12 protein-coding genes, 1 rRNA gene and 1 other annotated feature are annotated in these 16,669 nt (G+C 45.8%); of the genes, 6 read left to right on the top strand and 7 right to left on the bottom strand.

From position 1 onward, the window contains the following. The first annotated feature begins 15 nt into the window (after positions 1 to 15). Together GF309_01710 and GF309_01715 are read left to right on the top strand one after the other, a co-directional pair. Positions 16 to 1,134 carry a M28 family peptidase gene (locus GF309_01710; protein ID MBD3157481.1) on the top strand — a complete coding sequence of 373 codons (1,119 nt, stop codon included), beginning with the start codon at positions 16 to 18 and terminating at the stop codon, positions 1,132 to 1,134. Then, positions 1,097 to 1,978, top strand: a complete 882-nt coding sequence (locus GF309_01715) for a hypothetical protein (protein ID MBD3157482.1) — start codon at positions 1,097 to 1,099, stop codon at positions 1,976 to 1,978. The genes GF309_01710 and GF309_01715 overlap by 38 nt, the downstream gene beginning before the upstream one ends. On the opposite strand, the gene GF309_01720 is transcribed toward GF309_01715, so the two are convergent. Beyond that, positions 1,975 to 2,541: a hypothetical protein gene (locus GF309_01720; protein MBD3157483.1), complete on the bottom strand. Its 567-nt coding sequence runs from the start codon at positions 2,539 to 2,541 to the stop codon at positions 1,975 to 1,977. The two genes, GF309_01715 and GF309_01720, sit on opposite strands and share 4 nt — an antisense overlap. Before the next feature lie 54 nt (positions 2,542 to 2,595). Beyond that, the gene (locus GF309_01725; protein ID MBD3157484.1) at positions 2,596 to 3,621 is read right to left on the bottom strand and encodes a hypothetical protein; all 1,026 of its coding nucleotides are present in this window, start codon (positions 3,619 to 3,621) and stop codon (positions 2,596 to 2,598) included. Between the two features lie 152 nt (positions 3,622 to 3,773). Between GF309_01725 and GF309_01730 the strand changes: the two genes are divergently transcribed. Beyond that, on the top strand, positions 3,774 to 4,481 hold the full coding sequence (locus tag GF309_01730; GenBank protein MBD3157485.1) for a ribonuclease PH: 708 nt from the start codon (positions 3,774 to 3,776) through the stop codon (positions 4,479 to 4,481). Between the two features lie 520 nt (positions 4,482 to 5,001). Further along, positions 5,002 to 7,907, top strand: a 23S ribosomal RNA gene (locus tag GF309_01735). Positions 7,908 to 7,977: 70 nt separating this feature from the next. Beyond that, positions 7,978 to 8,058, top strand: a sequence feature (possible 23S ribosomal RNA but 16S or 23S rRNA prediction is too short). Positions 8,059 to 8,343: 285 nt separating this feature from the next. On the opposite strand, the gene GF309_01740 is transcribed toward GF309_01735, so the two are convergent. The 4 genes from GF309_01740 to GF309_01755 form a co-directional block, all read right to left on the bottom strand. Beyond that, entirely contained in the window at positions 8,344 to 8,511 is a 168-nt protein-coding gene (locus GF309_01740) for a hypothetical protein (GenBank protein ID MBD3157486.1), read from the bottom strand. A gap of 220 nt (positions 8,512 to 8,731) precedes the next feature. Then, positions 8,732 to 9,616, bottom strand: coding sequence for a CPBP family intramembrane metalloprotease (locus tag GF309_01745; protein ID MBD3157487.1), 885 nt, complete (start codon positions 9,614 to 9,616; stop codon positions 8,732 to 8,734). Between the two features lie 34 nt (positions 9,617 to 9,650). Next, the gene (locus GF309_01750; GenBank protein ID MBD3157488.1) at positions 9,651 to 11,420 is read right to left on the bottom strand and encodes a hypothetical protein; all 1,770 of its coding nucleotides are present in this window, start codon (positions 11,418 to 11,420) and stop codon (positions 9,651 to 9,653) included. Positions 11,421 to 12,287: 867 nt separating this feature from the next. Further along, positions 12,288 to 12,467 carry a hypothetical protein gene (locus GF309_01755; protein ID MBD3157489.1) on the bottom strand — a complete coding sequence of 60 codons (180 nt, stop codon included), beginning with the start codon at positions 12,465 to 12,467 and terminating at the stop codon, positions 12,288 to 12,290. A gap of 876 nt (positions 12,468 to 13,343) precedes the next feature. Here GF309_01755 and GF309_01760 point away from each other — a divergent pair. Both GF309_01760 and GF309_01765 read left to right on the top strand, forming a co-directional pair. Next, entirely contained in the window at positions 13,344 to 14,222 is an 879-nt protein-coding gene (locus GF309_01760) for a hypothetical protein (protein ID MBD3157490.1), read from the top strand. Positions 14,223 to 14,236: 14 nt separating this feature from the next. Beyond that, entirely contained in the window at positions 14,237 to 14,866 is a 630-nt protein-coding gene (locus tag GF309_01765) for a hypothetical protein (GenBank protein MBD3157491.1), read from the top strand. 213 nt (positions 14,867 to 15,079) lie between these two features. On the opposite strand, the gene GF309_01770 is transcribed toward GF309_01765, so the two are convergent. Then, the gene (locus GF309_01770) at positions 15,080 to 15,508 is read right to left on the bottom strand and encodes a hypothetical protein (GenBank protein MBD3157492.1); all 429 of its coding nucleotides are present in this window, start codon (positions 15,506 to 15,508) and stop codon (positions 15,080 to 15,082) included. Between the last annotated feature and the right edge of the window lie 1,161 nt (positions 15,509 to 16,669).

A 16,669-nucleotide genomic window follows, 5' to 3' on the forward strand; every position in this document is an offset into this window, starting at 1 on the left:
GTAGTGATATCCTTCATGTCTTCCAAGCATGCCACGTGGGCACTCATTGCCATCGTATGCTTCTTTCTCAGTAGCGGCCTGGGTGTTGACGCTGCTCACACACCGGTGTTCGATGGACCACGTGCATATACCCACCTGGTCGAGCAATGTGACTTTGGTCCACGCCCACCAGGGTCGGAGAATTTGAATGCGTGCAGGGCGTATATGGCTGATGCTTTGGATGGCTACGGCTGGGACGTTGTATTTCAGAATTTCACCTATCAGGATGTCTTCTGTTCGAACATTCATGCTACCTATCCCGGCAATCATGCCCCCTCACTCATCCTCGGAGCCCATTATGATACCCGCCCAAGAGCAGACAAGGATCCTCATCCAGAAAATCGTTCAGAACCCATACTGGGTGCAAACGACGGTGCAAGCGGTGTTGCTGTGCTTCTTGAGCTTGCACGTGTCCTACCAGATGAAGTCAAGCAAGGAATCGAGCTGGTCTTCTTCGATGCCGAAGACTCGGGCGACATCAATGGCTGGGATTGGATTGTTGGTTCAACACACTACGTTGATTCATTATCGGATACAAGAAAAAACCAGATTTCGGCGATGATTCTTCTCGATATGGTTGGTGATAAGGAGCTGCGCTTGGAAAAAGAAGTCACCTCCACGGATACTCTGCAGAATGCAGTCTGGGAACGTGCTGAATCTATGGGTAGGAATGACACCTTCTTGCCGACAGTAGGAGCAAGAATACTGGATGATCATCGCCCGTTCCTCGATGCTGGTATTCCCGCGCTTGATATCATCGAACATGCTCCATTTCCTGATTACTGGCACACTCTTGAGGATACACCTGACAAATGTAGTGCTGAAAGCTTGGCGATAGTCGGTGAGGTTATGGAAGTATTCCTCGTCGAGGATTTGGCTTCCAATGCCATCTTTGAGCTTGACGCTTTCCCCTTTCTCCAGATTGGACTCGTTGCTACAGGTTTTGCTGTTGTGGGTATGAGCTATTTCTGGTATACGCGCAGAAACGAACCTCAAGGCTTTAAGACCGGAAGTCCTAGTGATATGACGTATATCAAATCAAAGATGGTGCAAAGCATTGGAGAAGCAGCTCATCTATCAGCCGGAACCAGCTGATGCAGTTCCATTGACCTGCCTTACAGTTGACCATGACGGGAAACGAGCTGCGTGCGGTACTACTGAGGGCCCAATTCTGCTTATTGACCTAGAAGAGGGCACTGTTTTGAAGACACTCCGGGGGCATGAGGACATTGTCTCCCGGGTACGTTTTCTCAAGAAAGGCAAATACATCCTATCCAGTTCTTGGGACGGCACAACCCGTCGCTGGTCTCTCAAGAAGGATAAGAAGGAATCGAACATACTCAAACACCACACCGAGGTCAAATCGCTGGCAATTGCAGATAACGAAAGCAAAGGTGCAGCTGGCGGCAGGGATGGCGAAGTGAAGGTCTTCTCAGTAGAACACATGAAGTGCATACGGAATATGCAGACCGATGATTTGAATGTCTCTGGCCTTCATTTCGCTGATGGGGATTCCCAGCTTCTGAGTGTCTCGTGGAACGGCAGCTGTCGTATTTGGGATTTGAAGGACTACGAACTGCTCTCTACACTTCGGGAGGACAAGAAACGGATTCGTTGTCTTGGGACAACTCCCGATGATGCCTATGTGCTTCTTGGTTTTCATACTGGTGATATCAGAGTATTTCCCGTTGAGGATCCTTCAACTTCATTTGCTCTTGAGGGCCACACTGACCGTATAACTGATTTCACTCTTCTTCCTGATAACCGGATGATATCATCCAGCTGGGACCGCACAATCAGATTGTGGTCGCTGGACAGAGAGAAGGAGGTGAACCAGGCAAAACTCTGGAGTGCTGTCAGTTCTGTCGAATGGTGTCCTACCTGTGAACAGCTGTTTACAACCGATTTTTCAGGATCGCTTCTGGCGTGGACACTTTAGATTTCTTCCGGTCTTCCAAGGCTACCCCCTTCCACTCTGATATCGACTCCAACGTAGCCTGCTTTCTTCCAGGTGAGGCGTACCCGTTCGTGGTCACGTTTTCCGGATGCGATTTCTGTAAGGATGTCCTTGTTACGATTGCGAGTGCGCTTATCGTATGGTACGGGTATTTCCTCATCATCTGCGGTGAAGAGGATTGTGGCCGATGGTTTGACTTTGATAATCGGTTCAGAGAATATCATCTTCCCTTCTTCGAAGTAGGGCGTTTTGTTACGCAGGCTTCTCATCGATCGCGCCATAGCCCTGTGCTCTCCAATCTTGACCCTCGCCGTTTTGACAACATCCTCCAGATAGGCAATCCGCGGATCGAACTTGGCTGTGAATTCCTCTCGCAATTCATCTATAGCTTGGGACTCAGAGGTGAGATGTTGCTTGAGAATCTCGGTGAGGACGAAATTGGTGGCTTCCGTGTATTTATCAAATTCCTCCTTCAGTTGATCCTGTTTGGTCTGGGTCAGAAGCACACTAAGTAGTTTGAGAATTTCAACATCGTTAGCAGACATTTGAGCCACTGCCGAAAGGGTACCAATTGTTCCTAATGAATGTGTCCGAAGCCATTATACGGCTAGCCTAGCAAGGACGAACTTGGATTCATCGATTGCCCGCTTGATAGCCTTTGGCTGCAGATCGAACTCACAGAGCGAGAGCAGCATATCCTCGTAGAATTCATTCTCCTTTTCTCGCAAGGAAGTGATGAACTTGAGGCTATCTGGCTCTTCTATTCCGTACATGGCCAACAGAGCATTAGCTATCATGTATATTGCATGACGCATCTCCAGCACTGCCAGTTCATATGACGTGTTGATGGTCAAGGATAGGGCCCCGAAGTAGTGACGTTGTGCTCGATTGAGCAAGGGGATAACCACCGTGTCCAAGTCGCTTTTCTCAAGCCGGTCCTCTGCTTCCCGGAGCCAGCTTTTCACATCTTCAAGAGCATTCATGATTTGTTCTTCATTCATACTTCGCAGCTTGAAGGTTCTGAGGAATAGGCTGTACATTGGAGGATTAAGCAGTCTCGCCTCTGAGAGGACGTCTGCGGTTCTGATGATACTGAATCTGTTATCACTCATCAAAATCGTGCGTGCGAGATTAAAAAGCGCATTTCGCAGCTCGCAAATAGAGCTGACTCTGTCTTTTTCGAGCAGATTCTTTGCTTGATTCAGCTCTGCGGCCGTCCGTTCCTTCACCGCGATGACCACATCTTCTGGCCACACATAGTCTTCAGCAAGCTCCCTCCATTCCTCAAGTCTTCCTGATTTATCATATGCCACCTTCGAATCTTTCACCCGTTCGATGACCTGTGCGATTTGCTGTGGGCTTTTACTTTCCCGGTTCAGTACTTCCTGGATGGTATTTGGCGTGATGAAGGTCATATCAATGCGGACGCCTTTGTGTCGTGATAGAAGGCGAACTGGTGCTTCATCTTGGTCCCAGACTATACAGACATCGAGGTCTGAATCTGGAGTTTGGGCTTTGTTCACATAGGAACCGTAGACAAACATTCCTTCAACGTGCTCTTGTTTCTTCCATTCGTCTACAGTGTCCTGGAGTGCTCGCTCGAATTTGGCTCGAATATCCATCATCACAACTCACCAAGATATGGATTGAATCCCACCGCGTGACGCGGCTTGTACATTGTGATGCACATTGAAATAAAAGACTATGCCAGCTCTAGGTTGAAGAATCCGACAGTCATTAATACCGGTACTTCTCACCTCGAAGCAGAGTTGGTTTCATGGTTCGTTCAGATGGCCGCGAAAATGATGAGCTGCGTCCGGTAGAAGTTACCCGTGATTATCTCAAACATCCTGAGGGATCAGTCCTTATTGCAACTGGTGAGACGAAAGTGATTTGCACCGCCACTGTGGAAGACGGTGTACCGGGTTGGCTGAACGGTAAGGGACAGGGTTGGTGTACTGGGGAGTATGGCATGCTCCCACGGTCTACTGATAACCGCATCAACCGGTATCGACGGAGTGGTCGTACTTACGAGATTCAACGATTGATTGGTCGCTCCTTGCGTGCAGCTCTCGATCTGACATCCCTGGGGGAATATACCCTGCGCATCGATTGTGATGTTATCCAGGCAGATGGAGGTACCCGGACCGCATCGATTACTGGCGGTTACATCGCGCTTGTTGATGCCATAGATTACATGTTGGCTATGGATATGCTTTCAGAAAGCCCGCTTATGGGTGCCGTTGCTGCTGTGAGTGTGGGTGTTGTCAATGGCGAATGTCTGCTCGATCTCTGCTACATCGAGGATTCTACCGCTGATGTTGACATGAACATCGTGATGCGTGATGCAGAGTTTGTCGAGGTACAAGGGACAGCCGAAGGAGAAACTTTTGACCGAACCCAGATGGATGACATGCTTGATCTGGCGGCAAAGGGCTGCGAAGAGCTGATGGAATTTCAGGAGCGCAGCCTCTGCCCTGACTAGTACCCCTATGTGGATTATTCCGCGCGATATAGTGAACCAGCTAAATGCATCTGAAACCAAATGTTTATGAGGAGACTGTTCCCGATAAGGCTTGCTTGCATACGTTGAGTAGGGAACGCATTATACGGCGGCTATAGCAAGGTCGCTGTGAAGTAGTTCTGATAGCTTGACGTATAGCAATGTTTAAATCGCCAGCGTAACTGACTGGCTGAGCGCGCACACCTCAGACTGTGCGTGTGTTTACAGGTCCAAAGTCCTCGCGAGAGGCTCCCGAGAGCTGCACGTTGTGTGCGCTTGATGACAGGACTCATCGGGACCAGACGTTGCGAATGGAGTCATTCCCGGTGGGGGACCGTCGATGCATATGCTTTGGAGTCGTACTCCCGCCACACAGTTTCGTGGCAGAAGTGTATGGATTGATTGCAGAGGATGGAGGTACGAATGAGGTTTACTCAACTCCTTGGCAGCAGGTAATGCTGCACCGGTTATATGATTAGGACTGCAATTCGCTGTACGGTTGTTGGTGGATGACTCGGTTGACATGCCGAAGAAGGACGCGACAAGCGGCGATATTCCGTGGGTAGGCGCATGAAGCCATTGATCCGCGGGATTCCGAATAGGACCTCCAAGCACGGGCTATTACCTCGTGCTATTCCCGAGTCACATCGGGAAGGGGAACGCTCAGAACTGAAGCATCTTAGTATGAGCAGGAGTAGAAAACAAGTCGTGATTCCCTGAGTAACAGCGAGCGAAAGGGGAAAAGGCCAAACTGAACCCCAAGACGAAAAGTGTTGGGGGATGTGGTGTAAGGGCCACGGACAAGTGCCTCAACGTCCAAATCAAAGTCGTCTGGAACGACGCGGCAAAGAGGGTGACACCCCCGTAGGTGTAAAACGTTGGCATGTCTGTGGATCCCAGAGTAGCATGGGTCGGTTGTCTCGTGTGAATTACGCAGGTACAATCTGCGAAGCCTAAATACTATGTCAAACCGATAGCAGACTAGTAGCGCGAGCGAAAGTTGAAAAGTACCGCGGAAGCGGGGTGAAAAGTACCTGAAACCAGCAATCTAGTCAAAGGATGTCTGATTAAAAGAGGAGATACTCGGGGAACGAACTAGGGGAGACCCTTTAGTAGGACCTGAGTGGATCGAATCAGCATCATCCGTCTTGAACCACGGACCAGGGAGTTCATAGAAGTGGCGAGGATAAGGTGTCAAAACCGTAAACGAAGGGAAACCAACAAGCCCGCAACCGGGCAATCCGGTGAGGGGCGACGTCTACAAGGGCGTGTAGTCACAGCTATGACACGAGAAACCAGTCGATCTAGGCTTGGTCAGGGTGAAGCCGGGCGAAAGCTCGGTGGAGGCCCGATAGGGTTCTGATATACAAATCGTTCCGTTGAACTGGGCCTAGGGGTAAAATGCTTATCTAGACTGGTGATAGCTCGTTCTCCGCGAAGTTGGTCGCAGCCAAGCTCTGCTTGAGATATCATGTGGTGTAGAGCACTTTCGGACGACTCGGGATCCCTCGCGGGATTTCACCGTCCTGAAAACTCCGAAGTTGCATGAATCGTAGACGGCAGGAGACGGGTACCCGGGGTAAGCCCGGCAGGCCGAGATGGGGAGAACCGAGAGTGTGGTTAAGGTCCCTAAGTGCCAGATAAGTGCGATAATGAAGGGCGTCGAGAGCCCAAGACAGTCTGGGGGTGAGCTTAGAGGCAGCTATCCCCGAACGAAAGCGTAACAGCTCACAGACCGAGGCTCTCGGCCTCTAAAATGGACGGGGCTAAATCTGGCCACCGAGACCATACCGCACGCGGGTAACACTGCGTGATCGGGTAGCGGAGCGACCTGATGGGGTAGAAGTAGGGCCGTGAGGTCCTGTGGACCCGTCAGTTTTGATCATCCTGGTAGTAGTAACAGCGAAGCATGGTGAGAATCCATGCCACCGAAAGGGAAAGGGTTCTTCGGCAATGCGTCGTCAGCCGAAGCTTAGTCGGTTCTAAGTGGCATCGTAATTCGAGTGTCACGAAAGAGAATCAGGTTAATATTCCTGAACCTCGGAAGTACTCTACGCGGTAACGCGAAGCCGGACTTGTAACTCATCCGGATAGGCCTTGTACAGCACTCGCTGTATTTAACAGGATAATCCTACCGAGTACCGTAATGGTGAGACGTAGGAGAAACTTGGAATAGCAGGTGGTCGGACATCTGTTTGGCTTATTCCCGGTGACCTTGAAAAACGAGTCCGGAAGGATCTTCCGAGTCCGTACCCAGATCTGACACAGGTTCCCTGGCTGAGAAGGCCAAGGTGTATCCAGTTCACTCCAGTTGAGGGAAATCGGCCAATTAGCAGCGTAACTTCGGGATATGCTGTGCCTAGAGGGGTTCACGCTCCTCCAGGTCTATTGTTACTAGGGGGTCCCAACTGTTTAATAAAAACATAGCTGACTGCGAGCGCGTAAGCGTTAGTACAGTCAGTGACTCCTGGTCTGTGCCAGTATGTTAAAGCTCCGGAAGGGGTCCAAGCACTGGTCAACGCCGGGACTAACTATGAGTCTCTTAAGGTAGCCATACGCCTTGTCGGTTAAATGCCGACGTGCATGAAGGGATTAATGAGGGCCCCACTGTCCCCAACTGGAACTGGGTGAACCTACACCGTACCGAATAGTGTACGTAGCGCCAATGGGAAGAGAAGTCCCTGCGGAGGTTTACTACGCAACCTGTTATTGCCATCTTTGCCTATGTGCAAAGCGTAGTCAGGAGCGTTGAATCCCAACTCCTGGGTTGGGAGGATGCAACCATGTAACACTGACCATGTAGACGAGGGTGGCTAACCTAGGCCAAGCGTGCCTAGGGACACTTTCAGGTAGGCAGTTGGGCTGGGGCGGCACGCGGCTGACATCAGATCAGCCGCGACCAATGCTAAGCTCAGAGGCGATGGAAACGTCTCGTTGAGATTAAGGGCATAAGCTTGGCTGATGGGATCCCGCCACGCAAAGGATCCCGGGGCGAAAGCCTGGCCTATCGAACTTCCTGATAGCCAATTGTAAGTGCTGGAAATGACAAAAAACTTACCCCAGGGGTAACAGAGTTGTCGCGGGCAAGAGTTCATATCGACCCCGCGGCTTGCTTCCTCGATGTCGGCTCTTGGTATCCTCGGGTTGCATAAGGCCCGAAGGGTGCGGGTGCTCACCGATTAAAACCGATCGTGAGCTGGGTTTAGACCGTTGCGAGACAGGTCGGTTTCTATCTATTGGCGCTGTTGGATGTTTGATGGCAAGATGATGCCGGTACGAGAGGAACGCATTGTCGCAGCCTATGGTGTACCCATTGTCCGGAAGGGCAGCGTGGGGTAGCTAAGCTGCACGGGATAACAGCTGAATGCATCTAAGCTGGAAGCCCCACCAAAAAAGAAACATCCACTTACTAGACAATTGCTTTAGAGCAGCGTGGCGCTGGTGACAGTGACGCGTGTCTGGAAACGAGGACTCTCGTAGAAGACGAGGTTAATAGGGCGGGGGTGTAAGCACCGAGCTCCGGCGAGGTGTTCAGCTCACCGCTACTAATGTCCGAGGCGAGCAGACCGAAAATATAGCTCGTGCAACACCTAGAGTTGTCAAGATTTGAGCGTAACCTCAGAGAAACGGTACCTCCATCCTCAGCATCTATTTTCAGTTAGTTTTGATTTCACAAACTCGTTCTTCTAGAAGTGAAGAGAGCTATTTCTACCCAATTAATTTCCCAAGAACACTAGTCGGATTCCATGTATAATATTGGGTGCGGCTGCTAAAAAATTCCTCAGCCGCCAAGGGGAGATCAACATCTCCAATACCAAAAAAATATCACTGCATCATAAAATTACTAGCCAAGTCTTGATTTGAGTGCCTCGACTTTCATCTTTGCAGCAATGAACTTGGCTTTGAAAGCTGCTCGAAGACCCGAATTGCATTTTGGTGTGTCGTCGTTATGTGAGAACTTACAATTCGGTGTTCCGTCTATGCACTCTTTTCTATTCTTGTTCTTTATCATTTATATTCACCTTCATCTTGTGCGGCTGAAATCCCGCAGTCGCAACGGGGGAGCTTGGCTCCATGAGTGACATAAAATTGGGATATCCCTAGGTTAGTACCAGTAAAATCAGATTGGTTCGATAACAGTAAAATACAGAGAGACTATCTCTGTACAGAAAAATGACTATCTCAATTTCACTATAAGTATTATGTCTTGTACATTTCAATTCAAGTCTGTTTCATACCGTTGCGGCTGTTTGAAGGATTAAATAGACGGCATTATTTGTAAAATGAATCAGAAAGACGGGAATCAAGCTCCTAGATTTATCCCAGATCATGCCAAGAATCAAGCCCAGCGGCAGACGTGTCAGTAGGGCATGAAGTAGAGGATAAGCCAAACCTCCCTGATACAGCTCGAATCCTGAAGCAACTGTGAACAGATGCAAAGCAGCAAAGACCATCGTAGTTGTGACAATTCCACCCACTCTGCTTCTCATCCGATAACTGAGTCGGTCTTGCATTATGCCTCGGAAGATAAATTCCTCAATCAGCGCCGGAATTACAGCCATAGTAATGATTCCGCTTAACAGCTCTCTATGAATATCTTGAGAGCCGAAAAATTCTAGTGAATTTTGCCCCAGAAGAAGTCTGATAATAAACCCAATAATTAGCGACACCAAAATTGAAACGGTAAGTGGCGAGGACTTTTCGATATCGGACAAATTGAATCCCAGTGAAGAGATTTTGTTCTCTCTGAATACCACCATAAACAGAAGAGGTATAGCGAAAGCGAATATCAACGAGCCTGTTACTATCGCTATATTCGCTAGATTGAAACTCGGTGCAACTAAGAGAGTCCAATCCAAGAAAACCAGTAATACTATTGCACTCTCGACCAAAGGGTCTTCAATGACGGAATCCTTTCTGATTGGTGATGGTGGGTCTTCACCTATAATGAATATAGCGAGTAAAAAGGATCCAATTCCATATATTGCTATGAACAAATCATTGAAGTACACAAAATAGAGGACCGAAAGGCAGGTAATGATTACGGTAGAGGCTTGAAGAATCAGCTTATCCAATTCCGACAATGTTCTGTATCCTTCGTCATTCAGCTCTGTCATAGTAATCGCCCTTTTTCTCTATCGGCCCCCAAAACTACTTTCTATTGTCTGCAAAATCCTCTATGTGAAATTCTTTCGCTCCTTCCCAAAGAAAGTCAAAATCCTTCTCAACTTTTGCTTTTTGTGAACCCGTTTGTTTAGATAGTGTTCCCATCTTACGATTTCCTAAATCTTTAAACGAAATATCCGCCGTCCAGCATTCTTCTTCATTTATTAGATTACGCTGATGGCTTTTCGCTTTGTGTGTCAACCTTACGTGGAAATTGCTCCTTTGCTCTTTTTCCTCCGATAAGCTGTTCAATAGCAGCTCATATTCATGATAGTCACCGTGCCGCTTTCTCTTTGCCGGTTCAATAACTGTTAGGAACTGAATTTTTACCTCATTATCTGCTTCCATGAGATGACGTACCAGTTCTATTGAAGGATAGTTGTCGCGGACTTTCAAATAGTCTTCTGCCCGAGATATTATTCTATCAATCAGCCTAGTTGCCTTGGCTTTCTCACCTGGCTCTATTACAACTGAGCCACTTTCTAATGATTTACCGAATTTCCTCTTTACATCCGGGTACAAAGCCCAAAGAATTGCAATGAAGGATGTGGCTCCGGCACCTACCCATCCCAATGTGATTAATAGTCCTGCATAGGGGGGCGGTCTGGCAACTTCCAGAGGAAGCCTGACTATAGCCCCACTACCGCCGTATTTGAAGCATGAGAGACCAAGATAGAGGTAATCCCGTTCTGAAATCAGAATCTCTTCCACCGAATAACCTTCAAGATTAATATCCTCCTCTAATTGCTCAATGATTGTTTCTTCTTCGTCCAAGCTGAAATAGCATATTCCTTCTCTAGTACCAATGTAAATGCGTTTTCTATCCTCATCGCGTTCAAGAGCATTAATGCGATTGTCTGGCAACCCATCTACCTCTGTAATCCTAGATCGTACAATTTGTGCTTCTCCCCCAGATATCTCGTATACGAGAATCCCATCTTCTGTTCCTACATAGATTCTCTTTGTCAAAGGGTAGTATTCCATTGCCGTAACTTTGAATGTTGAATTAACATCGTCCTTAGATTGACTAAGAACTACCTTCTCCAGCTCTACATCATAAAAGCTGAATCCCTGATTTGTGCCTATCAGAATATAGGGCTCTCTCACCTTCAAATATGAGACATAATCCGAAACCAGTCCATTTGAGGTATTAACTATAGTAAAATTATGCGATGGAATATGGCAGACAGTCATACCATATGGATTCCCCTGATTTCCAGCATAGAAGAAAGCACCCTCTGCTGTCTCATACGACTCTATTTCCGTGAAGCAGATATCTTCAGAGACATTGTTCATGCTGTAATTGTATATCCCCCCCGTTTGGTAATCATAGACTTGAACTCCTCCGTCCGGGGCAAATGTTACAATGTAAGCACCCATCCATGATGTCACTGTCAGATCATGTGCCGATATCTCATACCCCTCTGGGTCTCTAAACTCCGTCCGGTTAATGAATTCCCCTTTCCATGGGTCGAACCTAAAGAAATAATCGTAACTACTTGAATAAATTTCGGATTCCGCATAATCCGTATCTTGCCATTCCATTCCTGTTAGGATTGTATTATCTGGGTCCGGAAGTTCATACCATTCGACTTCTTTCTGTGCAGGAAACATTGCTTGAATTGCCAATGCTACTGTAATTGCTACAACAATAACTAAGACGCCATATGTCGCCCGTTTTCGCCTAGGGCTTAACGAACGTTGTTTTGTGGAATATTTGTTAGGAGTCTCAGATCCAACTGAATTTTTCGTCATGCTACTGCCCACCTTGCGAATTGCAACTCCTGTAATAGGTCTTTCTTGTTTCATAACGATGAAGGGTGACTATGACCCGGTCGTTCCAAATAGCCATTCTGGGGAGGTGTTCAGCTCACCGCTACTACTGTCCGAGGCGAGCGGACCGAAAATATAGCTTGTGCGACACCTAGAGTTTTCAAGATTTGAGTCGGAATCTCAGTGAAGCAGTGCCTCCATTCTCAACCACTTGTTTCTTGAGAGTTTTTTTCGAGAAGAGCTGGTGTTTGGTGACATATATCTGGCATAATTTTCAGCTCGGTTAACCATTAATGATTGCGGTCCATATCGTATTCCGGCACTTCGTGTTCTTTACTCAGAATCCAAATAGATATGAGAATCAGGATATTTTTATATATAATGGAAAATGCTGAATAGATGAGTCAGAGGGCCATTGTGATGCAATCATTTGATTCGGTTTTGTTATTTGCCTTTTTTGTTGTTATAGGGATGATTATCGTCATGATTGCTTGGGTTTTTGGACAAAAATCACCGCCACGGCGAAAATCGGATGAATGTATTGTCTTGTTTTTCATCCTAGGCATCATCTTTTTATTCATGATACTTGTATAGATATATTACTATCATTTTAAATAATATAATGGCTTTTAGAGATTAATGTATATAGGCCCTTTCTATCGAAGAAATATGAAGAAGGCTCTAGCATGAAATGGAGTTCACTTCTAAAGACTTGAACACTGAGGAACTAATTCCTATTTGAAAGTGAACACTCCTGAATACTATATAGCCCCTTGGACGCTAGCACATCACATCGATTCAAAAAAGAACGGATAGAGACCAATTATCCTTGGCCTCTACCGGAAAGCGCTATTCTATGGGATAATATTCGTCTTCTTCAAGCCCTTTCACGCCCGCCTTTTCCAGAGCATCGACAGCTTCACGCCGAGATAGAGGTTTTTCCCCATCTTCAGCGAAGTACTCTCGGGCGTATCTGACCTTTTTATCAGAATACTTGTGTTTGTACTTATCGTATTCCTCGTCAGGCATCTGATATGTCACCTCCTTGCTCTTTTCTACCGCTTTCTTGTACTAAATTGAGCGGCCGTTTGTTTAATTCAAAATCATGGATTCTCTAATCACAAGATTCGCCAGAAACCCATTCGGGAGCGACTTCCTCCATTTCTCTCATGAATGATTCGCCCCATTTCTTTTCTTCCTCTGTAAGTTCATCAAAGTCTGTCATATCTTGTCACCTCTTTCTGTCTTGGTGAATGCGACTGATTATCCCGCAGTCGCCACGGGGGAGCCCGGCTCCATGATTTACATAAAAGTGGGATCTCCCTAGATAGTAGCCCAAAAAACAAACTAGTCCTAAGTCAATAAATACCACAGCAATGCTGTGTAGAATCTTATCCTCCTGGACTTCTTATAAAGTATGGGTTTCCACTCTTCAGCATTTGGTTTTGGGATTCATATGTTTAATATTTTCATTTAGCTACGACTGGAACATTCGCAATAGAGCATTCGTCAATTAGGCCAATTCAGCTACTTGGTATTAATAGCAATAATACCCAAGAAAAGACGAAGAATCTCAATTTCCTATGCTGTATACTATACCGTCATGAGCACTCATATTGTCTCGTTTTTCATGATTTATGCAGTATTTGGAGTTGCCATAGTTTAGCATTAGCCCTCGAAAGAAACACGTACTTCCATCCTCAGCATATCTCAGTTAGTTAGTTTGCTTTCATAGCCTTCGTTTGGACAAGAATATGCGTGATATTTTCGGAAGGGTAGGAGAAGAACACTAGTCCCACCATATTTATTTCGAAGCCTGTAGTTCATGCTGTACAGCTAGGATATATCACCGTGTTGTTTATATCAAATTAAACACACGATTAGTTGGCAGAAGGAATGGGCTCGATGGCAAATAATATTCGTAAATCCGTTGTTCGGGCATGGTTACCTCTTGCTGTCATCGACATAGCAGGAGAAGTCCTTGGGTCTACGCGTCTTCAAAAACTTGTATTTTTGGGCAGTGTTGAAACACATATAGGCGAGTTTTACAGTTTTACGACATGTCGTCATGGGCCATATTCATCAGAGCTTGCAAGCTCTATGCAAAATTACCAAGCTTTTGACTTCGTGACCGAAGTTGAAACGCAGCTTTCAAAACCATATGATGTTAGGCACGACTACATACTAACAGACAAGGGAACGGAGCAAGTTCGAGAATTGGAACAGCATCCGGAAATCAAAGAGATGCGAAAAAAGCTAGAGAAGGCAATTGATGAACTCATGGATGTTCCTCTAGACGATCTTCTCCAATATACATATGAGAAGTATCTTCCCGTTGAACTTCAACTGGACGACAGAATCAGGGAAGCAAAGCAATCTGGGAAAAGAATGCTACGTAACTGGAATCAAAACGAATCCGATTTCTATCCTGTATCATGGGAAATTCAAGCCGCACTCGAATGGACCATTGGGACCTTAGATTTAATCGAACTCCTTTCAGATGATTTGGAGAAACAAGTATTCATTGAATCGGTTAGTGACCTACTTAGATCTGCTCGTGATTTGCATAATGTATTGGAGCAGTATGGCTTTGAACACCGAACCGATAGTATGAATAGGGTACAGAGCAGTGTTCTCTCAGAGTTCAGGGAAATATTCCAGTTCATTCAGTCTTATCTCTCGGAACGAGAAGTTGTCAAACCTCTATCGGCTTTGAAAATGAGTGATATTACAAGTGAGGAAGAGATGGAGGAAGTTAGAGCTGGACTAAGACGCCTACTATAGGGTGAGTGTCCTTAGTGTCCAACACCATAGTTGTCTTGGATACATGTGCTGTCATAGATCTCAGGAAATCCTATCCTCGAGAGTTTCTAGATTCAAGTCTGTATGAATTCGCAAAACTTAGAAAAAAACAGGGGATTGGGAATCGCTTAAGCAACTGGCTTTCTAAAGCCAATAAGAATGGTTGGAAAATCTGCATCCCAAAGGCTGTAATAAAGGAATCCGACAATGAGATGAAGAAGACCCTTGCCTTTGTTGCAAGCAAGGTGCCCGGGAATCGAAATATTGTCAAATATCAGCTCCACGATCAAGACTATCTAAACAAACTTTACTCTTTGTCTGACAATTGTGTAAGAGTATCACCCAGCAAGTTTCATGATCTTCTAGAGAGAATACAAAAAGCATACAAAAGCTGGAGAAATCTACAAACACTTGACTGCATCAAGAAACATGGTTTAAGACAGAAGGCCTATTTCCCTGAGCAAAATGATATTAGTCTACTTGGTCAAGCTATTGTTAACAAAGACAGTAATGATAACGGTGAGAAACGAGTTCTGCTTCTCACAAATGATGCTCATTTTCTCTGCCATTCGTCTACAATCAAGAATACATTTGGCGTTGAAATTCTTGATTATCATAAACTCTAAGTTGGTACACTGTGGCTTTTTCGCTGCTACAGCACACTCGGATATCTCTCTCCATCTTCAGCATTTCTCAGTTTGTTTTAGTCAAATCATATTTGAGGTCTCTGCTTCAGTATAGCAATGAACTACCTGATTCAGACAGAGTCATGACAATGTTTGATTTGAACTGAACATCATGTGATATTCTCTAGTTTGCGAAGACCGACTAATCTCACTCTATTTTTCTTTTAGCTTCTCAAGTTGATTGATTGCCCAATCCAAACTACTTGCTCGCAGCAGATATTTTCCCTCATCATTCTTAGTAAGATGTTCAGCAAGGCCTATCTCCTTGCTCGTAAGATATGTAGCAACTGAGTCCTCCTTCATGCCGGTTATTGAAGCCGCTTCCTTCTTGGTCAAACCATTTGGGAATTCTACTAACATCGCAAACGTGATCAAATCAACTGCACGAGAAAGCCATGAAGGAAATGTAAGCTCGTTGAGCATAGAATAGAGACGAGTTGAATCCATGATTCTAGAAAGTCTAGTCTTTATGCGACCAATTCGTACTTCTTCGAGAGCTTCTATCCAATCAGAAAATCCTTGAACTGAAATCTCAATATTACTCTCCTTAACACTTATCCGTCTCTGCATTTTTTCACTCATAGTGGGAACCCTCAATATTATGTTAAAAAACAAGATAACCTATGAATTCTTCGGAAAGGCATGCCTTATGTCGACACCATTCCACGAAAATTCTAAGTGTCATTGGTTTGATTTAGCTGAGATTTTATGTGCGTCCGCACCCACGAATGAAGAATGTTTCTTTTACTGTAGGTTTTGTCCAAAGAGCAAAGCTCACAGGATTAAAATGGAGAAGCCATAGATTATTGCAGCTACGTGTGCAGATAGACCCGCAAAATTGGATTCTTTCTCCATTATGGCTTGCTTCCCATTTTGAATAAACTGGGGTGCCCAGTTTTGAATCTGCCCAACATCGGAACAGTATAAACCAGATAACTACGAATACTTGGACAAGATTTCAGGAATCCCCTCATTGAGCATCCAATAAATTCCCTTCACCGAAAATGTCCACTGATTTTCTGATTCGGTGAAATATTCGTCCAAATCTCCTATTCTACCCCTCAATATACGAGACACCGTGCCTTGGTTTAGTTCCGTTTCCTCAACTAGCTCGTTTTGTGTCCTTGTATTGGGATAAGCCCTCAAAAGAGCTAGAACTATCCTATGTCCTCCATCCTCAACGCCCCTAATCCTCCATTCTTCTTCTATTAGCTTCCAGAACTTCCTTACCACCCTGCTTCTTGCACGAGCAATTCTTTGGTTGAGATAACCCTCGGGTGTCTGAAGTGGCTGACGTGTAAGCGGCGGGAGTTCGGGAATGTCATTCAAGGTTTCTAAAATATCTTCTTTTAGCTTGTCCGGGTTAGCTACTTGAGCGGGATTTGACGAGTCTCGTTCATATTTGATTACATGAAAGCTCTTAGTATCAAAAGGCAGCTTCCCACGATCCTGCGCCAACAAAATGAATGGTCTTCCAAACCCCCAAGCAAGACCAGTCTCTAGAAACACATTAGCATTTGGCCCAGACAAATCGGCAATTACGGCTCGTGATTCTTGGATATTGGCACATATTTTGCACCAGATTTCGGGCTTTCTGAAATCTTTGTCAGCTCGAAGGACCGTCCAACTGGGAAGGCCTTCAAGAATCTCATCAAATAGAGTTTGAAGCGACTGATTTTCACAAAATGGCATCAAAACGAATAATTTGTTGGGATCATAGACGATGCTGGCTCCACATTGGCC

This window comes from Candidatus Lokiarchaeota archaeon (genome assembly GCA_014730275.1).
Lineage (GTDB): Archaea > Asgardarchaeota > Thorarchaeia > Thorarchaeales > Thorarchaeaceae > WJIL01.